Below are 6,518 nucleotides of genomic sequence, written 5' to 3'. Positions count from 1 at the left end.
GCCAAGTAAATCATCCGCCCACAGCACATTGATCCAATCCAGCGCCTGCCCACTGCCGCACAGTGGGCCTTGGCCCGCTCATCTCCAGGGAACGCCGATGAACACTGCAACCCAAGACAACCGCAACGTGGTGACCCTGGTCATCCAGCACAAGGCCCGCGCCGAGTCACTGAGCCGCTACGAGGTCTGGCTCAAGCGCGCGGTCTGTGCAGCCCGCCTGCAGCCTGGCCATCTGGACGTCAACGTGATTCGCCCAGACGACGGTGGCCGGCACTTCACCACCGTGGTGCGCTTTGCCGATGCGGGGCTGTTGCAGGCCTGGGTCAACTCAGCCGAGCGCCAGGCGCTGGTCAGTGAAGTGCTGCCGTTGCTCGAAGACGGCGACCACACCCAGGTGCATGAGGATCCGGAGTTCTGGTTCACCCCGCCGAGCAGCAACGCCGCGCAGCCGCCGCGCTGGAAGCAGGCACTGCTGACCTACCTGGTGATCTGCCCAATGACCATGGTCATCCCGCAGTTGCTGGCGCCGTTTTTCGCCCGCTTCCCGCACCTGGGCGGGCCAGTGGCGGGCAACCTGATCGTCAACCTGTTCGTCATCTTGCCGGTGGTGTTCTACATCATGCCGTGGGTGACCCGCCGCTGTGCCAACTGGCTGCGCGGCTGAGTTTTGCTGACTGCCTCGTTCAACTACCTACCCATTTTCAGGAGATTACCGATATGAGCACGCTCGTGACCCGCGATGGCACCTCGATCTATTACAAGGACTGGGGCAGTGGCAAGCCCGTGCTGTTCAGCCACGGCTGGCCCCTGGACGCCGACATGTGGGACTCGCAGATGGAGTTCCTGGCGAGCCGTGGCTACCGCGCCATCGCTTTCGACCGTCGTGGTTTTGGCCGCTCCGACCAGCCGTGGACCGGTTATGACTACGACACCTTCGCCGACGATATCGCCCAGCTGATCGAACACCTCGACCTGCGCGAAGTGACCTTGGTCGGTTTCTCCATGGGCGGTGGCGATGTCAGCCGCTACATCGCTCGCCACGGCAGCCAGCGGGTAGCCGGGCTGGTATTGCTGGGCGCGGTAACGCCGATCTTCGGCAAGTCCCCGAGCAATCCTGATGGCGTCGACGGGTCGGTGTTCGACGGCATCCAGGCGGGGCTGCGCGCGGATCGGGCGCAGTTCATCGCCGATTTCGCCACGCCCTTCTATGGGCTGAACCAGGGCCAGACGGTGTCCCAGGGGGTGCAAACGCAGACGTTGAACATCGCCCTGATGGCGTCGTTGAAAGCCACCCTGGACTGCGTCACGGCGTTTTCGCAAACCGATTTCCGTCCTGATATGAGCAAAATCGACGTGCCGACCCTGGTGATCCATGGCGATGGCGACCAGATCGTGCCGTTCGAAACCACCGGCAAGCGCGCTGCCGAGCTCATTGGTGGGGCTGAGTTGAAAGTGTACAGCGGTGCGCCGCATGGCTTTGCGGTCACTCATGCGCAGCAGTTGAACGAAGACCTGCTGGCATTCGTGTCCCGCTAAGCCTCGGTCTTGCGGCCCTTCGCCGATCGATACGCGAAGAGGCCGCAACTGCCACCGGCACAGCCGGCACCCCAAGCACTTCGTTGCTAGCCTCAAGGCCTCAACGCAGCACATCCATCCAATCGTCACCAGGCATGAAGCGGCATGCTCCGCAGTCGCGCCTGCCGATGCCGCCTTCAGACGGAGACCCTTATGAGTCAGGACCCCAACGACAAGAGCCGTCGCCAGTTCCTCGCCACCAGCACCGTGCTCGGTGCTGCCGGTGCGCTTTGGTCCGCGCTGCCCTTTGCCGGTTCAGCCGGTGCCGCCCATGCATCCACCCAAGGAGCCCCCATGACCGCCGATCTCATTCTGTTCAACGGCAAACTGCACACGGTCGACCGCGAGAAGCCCACCGCCAGTGCCGTTGCCATCAAGGACGGCCGCTTCCTCGCAGTCGGCAGCGACGCCGAGGCCATGGCCTACAAGAGCGCCGCCACGCAGATCATCGATCTCAAGCAGCGCACGGTCATCCCAGGCTTGAACGACTCGCACCTGCACCTGATCCGCGGTGGCCTGAACTACAACCTGGAACTGCGCTGGGAAGGCGTGCCGTCGGTGGCCGATGCCCTGCGCATGCTCAAGGACCAGGCGGCGCGTACGCCGACTCCGCAGTGGGTGCGCGTGGTCGGTGGCTGGAACGAATTCCAGTTCGCCGAAAAGCGCATGCCGACCCTCGAAGAAATCAACCAGGCCGCGCCCGACACCCCGGTGTTCCTGCTGCACCTATATGACCGCGCGCTGCTCAACCGCGCCGCGCTCAAGGCGGTCGGCTATGACAAGAGCACGCCGAACCCGCCAGGCGGCGAGATTCAGCGTGACAAGTTCGGCAATCCGACCGGCATGCTGATCGCTCGTCCCAACGCAATGATTCTCTACGCCACCCTGGCCAAAGGGCCGAAGCTGCCGCTGGAGTATCAGGTCAACTCCACCCGCCAGTTCATGCGTGAGCTGAACCGCCTGGGCCTGACCAGTGCCATCGACGCCGGCGGTGGCTACCAGAATTTCCCCGACGACTACTCGGTGATCCAGGAGCTGGCTGACAACAACCAGCTGACTGTGCGCATCGCCTACAACTTGTTCACCCAGAAGCCCAAGGAAGAGTTGGACGACTTCCGCAAGTGGACCTCCAGCGTCAAGCTGCACAGTGGCACCGACTTCCTGCGCCACAACGGCGCCGGCGAGATGCTGGTGTTCTCCGCCGCCGACTTCGAAGACTTCCTCGAACCGCGTCCGGATTTGCCGCAGACCATGGAAGAAGAGCTGGAGCCGGTGGTGCGCCATCTGGTCGAGCAGCGCTGGCCGTTCCGCCTGCACGCCACCTACAACGAATCGATCACACGCATGCTCGATGTGTTCGAGAAGGTCAACCGCGACATTCCGTTCAACGGCTTGCCGTGGTTCTTCGACCACGCCGAAACCATCACCCCGCAGAACATCGAGCGCGTACGCGCCCTGGGCGGTGGTATCGCCATCCAGGACCGCATGGCCTTCCAGGGTGAGTACTTCGTTGATCGCTACGGTGCCAAGGCCGCCGAACAGACCCCGCCAATCAAGCGCATGCTCGAGATGGGCGTGCCAGTGGGCGCCGGTACCGACGCTACTCGAGTCTCCAGCTACAACCCGTGGACTTCGCTGTACTGGCTGGTCAGCGGCAAGACCGTAGGTGGGATGGAGCTGTACCCGCAAGGCCTGGATCGCGATACCGCGCTGCAGCTGTTTACCCAGGGCAGCGCCTGGTTCTCCAGCGAGCAGGGCAAGAAGGGCCAGATCAAGGTAGGCCAGCTGGCCGACTTGGCGGCACTGTCGCTGGACTTCTTCAGCGTCGAGGAGGAAGCGATCAAGGGCATCGAGTCGGTGCTGACCCTCGTCGACGGCAAGGTAGTGTACGCGGCTGGCGAATTCGATCGCCTCGGTCCACCGCAGGTGCCGGTACTGCCTGAGTGGTCGCCGGTGGCCAAGGTTCCAGGGCACTGGCGCGTCGGCACTCCATCGCTGGTGGCGGCAGTGCACCAATGCAGCGGGCCTTGTGGGGTGCATGCGCATAGTCATGAGAAGGCGCGGCAGTCGAGCGTGCCGGTGAATGACTTCCAGGGCTTCTGGGGTGCGTTGGGTTGTTCGTGTTTCGCGTTCTGATGTGAAATCGGGGGCCACTATGGCCCCCGTTTTTTTATGCTGTCAGGGGCGACTCAGAAACCACCCTTGAGCGGGTATTCGATGATCAGGTACAGGCGGTCGATGTCATCCCCGGCTTGGGCGCTGTTGGCCCGATGGCTGACGTGTGACAGCGACAGGCTGAGGTCTTTGGCGGTGCCGCTCTGCACCACGTACTTGAGGTCCAGGTCACGCTCCCAGTGCCGGCCACCTTTGCCTTGCTGGCCAAGGTAGGCACCGCCAGCCGGGGCATGCGTACCATCGATGCCGCGACCGCTGACGTAGCGACCCATCAGGCTCAGGCCAGGGATGCCGAGGGTGGCCAGGTCGAGGTCGTAGCGCAGTTGCCAGGAGCGTTCGTTGGGGCCGTTGAAGTCGGCGTACTTGATCGAGTTGGCCAGGTAGATCGAGTCGCCACCGACGAAGTCGAACGGCGTGTCGCCTTCGATCCGTTGATAGGCCAAGGTCAGCGCTTGGGGCCCGAAGCGGTATTTGGCCGCCAGGCTGTAGGCGAGCGTATCGATCGGCCCGGCGCTGGCTTGGCCAGTGTCGCGGCTGTGGTAGAGGTTGCCATCCAGGCGCCAGTTGCCCTCGGCCAGGTTCAGGTTGAGGTAGGCCTGACGCCAAGTGTCCTGCAATTGTGCTGCATACAGAGCGCCGCCAAACGGCCCGCCGGGCGCGTAGCTGGCCCCCGCCAGGCTGATGGCGTGCCCATGGGTGGTTGCGCCGTAGCCGCTGAAATCATCCTGGCTGGAGCTGTTGTCCTGATTGTTGAACGCGGTGAAGCGCCCGGCTTGCAGATGCCAGTCGGGCAGATCGCTGTTTTCCAGCAGCCATCCGCTGGCGTACTCGGGATGCAGACGTTTGTCGCCGGTATCGAACACCGGTGTTTCGACGGTCATCTCGCCGTAGCGCAGCAGCGTCTTGCCAAGGCGTAGCTTGAGGGCGGCACCGGCGCTGGAGTAGGCGGACTCAGCCCGCCCATCGCTGTCACGCGGCAGCAGGCCGGTGCCGGCATGGCCGCGGCCGCCGTCGAGCTTGAGGCCGACAAACCCATGGGCATCGACGCCCAGGCCAAGCGGGCCTGGAGTAAAGCCTGAGCGCACTTCGCCGATGAACCCCTGGGCCCATTCCTGGCGATAGCTCTGGCCGCTGGCCGACGGGCTGCGGTAGTCGTTGTGCAGCAGGTAATTGCGGCTGAGCAGCGACCAGCCCGGTTCGTCCGCGTGGCTCAGGGCGGGGCCGAGGATGACCATGACGAGCAGGGCGCGGGCGGGCCTGGATGATGCGAAAGACATGGGTGCTCCGGTGTGGATGATCGGGCACTGTGGGGCAGGCACGCTGAACTGTCTTGTAAGGGTGTGCTGGTGACCTGAGTCGTCGGTGCTGGCCTCTTCGCGGGCAAGCCCGCTCCCACAGGGGGCGCGTAACTCAAGCAGGGACGCTGTACCTGTGGGAGCAGGCTTGCCCGCGAAGAGGCCAGCACGGACAGCCGATCAGGCTTGCCCGAGCGCCTGCTCAGGCCATATCGCTGGAAGAGAACTCTTCAGCCAGGTGATCGATCAGCGAACGCACCGAAGGCAACAGGCCGCGACGCGACGGGAAGATCGCATGGACGATACCGCAGCGCGGATTCCAGCCCGGCAACAGCTCGACCAGGCGCCCTGTGGCCAAATCATCGCGCACCGCCACCCGCGGCAGGTGCGCGATGCCGACGCCGGCCACGACGAAATGGCGCAGGGCAAAAAGGTCGTCGGTGACCATCCGCGGCGTGTGCGGGATGACGATGCTGCGGCTCATGTCCTCGCCTTGGAACAGTTCCCACTGATATTCACGCTGTGCGCTACCCCAGTGCACGCTGGGCAATTCGCTCAATTGCAGTGGATCGAAGCCTTGTGGCAGTTGTTCGAGGAACGACGGCTGGCCGACCAGGCATTGGGTGCTGTTGCTCAGCACCTTCATCACCATGTCGGTGTTTTCCAGCGGCGGGAAACGCACCCTCAGCGCCACGTCGAAGCCTTCGTGCAGCAGGTCGACGCGGCGGTTGGTGCTTTCGATGAACAGTTCCACCAACGGGTACTTGAGCATGTAGCGGGTCAGCATCGGCCCGACCCACGAGTTGAGCAGGGTGGTCGGGCAGCTGATGCGCACCAGGCCGCGCGGCTCGCAACGGTTGCGTTCGATGACCTCAGCGGCGCCCTCGGCTTCGACGCGCATCGCCAGGCAGCGGCGGTAGTACTCCTGGCCGATTTCGGTCAGCGAGCAATGCCGGCTGGTGCGGTGCAACAGACGCACGCCCAGGCGATCTTCCAGGTCGGCAATGCGCCGACTGAGCTTTGACTTGGGCATGTCCAGCGCCCGGCCTGCGGGGGCAAAACCGCCGTGCTCGACCACTTGGGTGAAATAGTAGAGCGAGTTGAGGTCTTCCACGGGTGGGGCTCCAGTTCATTCGGTGGGGCTGCGGGCGCTATCGCGGGGCAAGCCCGCGCCTACAGGGACCGCGTTCGCAGCATAGCTGCATCGTTCGTAAAACAGAACGCTAAAGGCAAATTTCGCTATCTAGTGCGCCAAAGGGCTTGGTTTTAATCTTTCCCCATCAACGCGAAACACCCAACTTACTGAACATCAAAACCCCCTTTAGGAGCACGACCATGGCCCACTTCAAATACAACCGCCTGAACAAAGACGCCGCCGCCGTACTGCTGGTCGACCACCAAGCTGGCCTGCTGTCGCTGGTACGCGACATCGAGCCGGACCGCTTCAAGAACAACGTGCTGGCCCTGGCTGAC

5 protein-coding genes and 1 pseudogene are annotated in these 6,518 nt (G+C 63.6%); 4 read left to right on the top strand and 2 right to left on the bottom strand.

Going from position 1 to position 6,518, the window contains the following annotated elements:
- Positions 1-97 precede the first annotated feature (97 nt).
- The 3 genes from ACF8K2_RS24090 to ACF8K2_RS24080 all read left to right on the top strand — a co-directional run bounded on the left by ACF8K2_RS24090 (position 98) and on the right by ACF8K2_RS24080 (position 3,711).
- Entirely contained in the window at positions 98-664 is a 567-nt protein-coding gene (locus ACF8K2_RS24090) for an antibiotic biosynthesis monooxygenase (RefSeq protein ID WP_368973697.1), read from the top strand.
- Positions 665-717: 53 nt separating this feature from the next.
- On the top strand, positions 718-1,536 hold the full coding sequence (locus tag ACF8K2_RS24085; RefSeq protein ID WP_186552987.1) for an alpha/beta fold hydrolase: 819 nt from the start codon (positions 718-720) through the stop codon (positions 1,534-1,536).
- A gap of 333 nt (positions 1,537-1,869) precedes the next feature.
- Positions 1,870-3,711, top strand: coding sequence for an amidohydrolase (locus ACF8K2_RS24080; protein ID WP_186553235.1), 1,842 nt, complete (start codon positions 1,870-1,872; stop codon positions 3,709-3,711).
- A gap of 53 nt (positions 3,712-3,764) precedes the next feature.
- Here ACF8K2_RS24080 and ACF8K2_RS24075 read toward each other — a convergent pair whose 3' ends face one another.
- Both ACF8K2_RS24075 and ACF8K2_RS24070 read right to left on the bottom strand, forming a co-directional pair.
- Positions 3,765-5,027: an OprD family porin gene (locus ACF8K2_RS24075; RefSeq protein WP_392468109.1), complete on the bottom strand. Its 1,263-nt coding sequence runs from the start codon at positions 5,025-5,027 to the stop codon at positions 3,765-3,767.
- 220 nt (positions 5,028-5,247) lie between these two features.
- Entirely contained in the window at positions 5,248-6,159 is a 912-nt protein-coding gene (locus ACF8K2_RS24070; RefSeq protein ID WP_186552985.1) for a LysR substrate-binding domain-containing protein, read from the bottom strand.
- 221 nt (positions 6,160-6,380) lie between these two features.
- Between ACF8K2_RS24070 and ACF8K2_RS24065 the strand changes: the two are divergent.
- Positions 6,381-6,518: pseudogene (locus ACF8K2_RS24065) on the top strand (hydrolase); the annotation flags it as partial.

This window comes from Pseudomonas sp. xss_2 (assembly GCF_043104195.1).
GTDB lineage: Bacteria > Pseudomonadota > Gammaproteobacteria > Pseudomonadales > Pseudomonadaceae > Aquipseudomonas > Aquipseudomonas urmiensis.
Note: the sequence above shows the minus strand (reverse complement) of the source record. Positions and strands in the feature narration are given on the sequence as shown.

Bases quoted from the DNA above. Each gene is read 5' to 3' on its own strand.
- ACF8K2_RS24090 (WP_368973697.1), top strand. From the start codon at position 98: ATGAACACTGCAACCCAAGACAACCGCAACGTGGTGACCCTGGTCATC.
- ACF8K2_RS24085 (WP_186552987.1), top strand. From the start codon at position 718: ATGAGCACGCTCGTGACCCGCGATGGCACCTCGATCTATTACAAGGAC.
- ACF8K2_RS24080 (WP_186553235.1), top strand. From the start codon at position 1,870: ATGACCGCCGATCTCATTCTGTTCAACGGCAAACTGCACACGGTCGAC.
- ACF8K2_RS24075 (WP_392468109.1), bottom strand. From the start codon at position 5,027: ATGTCTTTCGCATCATCCAGGCCCGCCCGCGCCCTGCTCGTCATGGTC.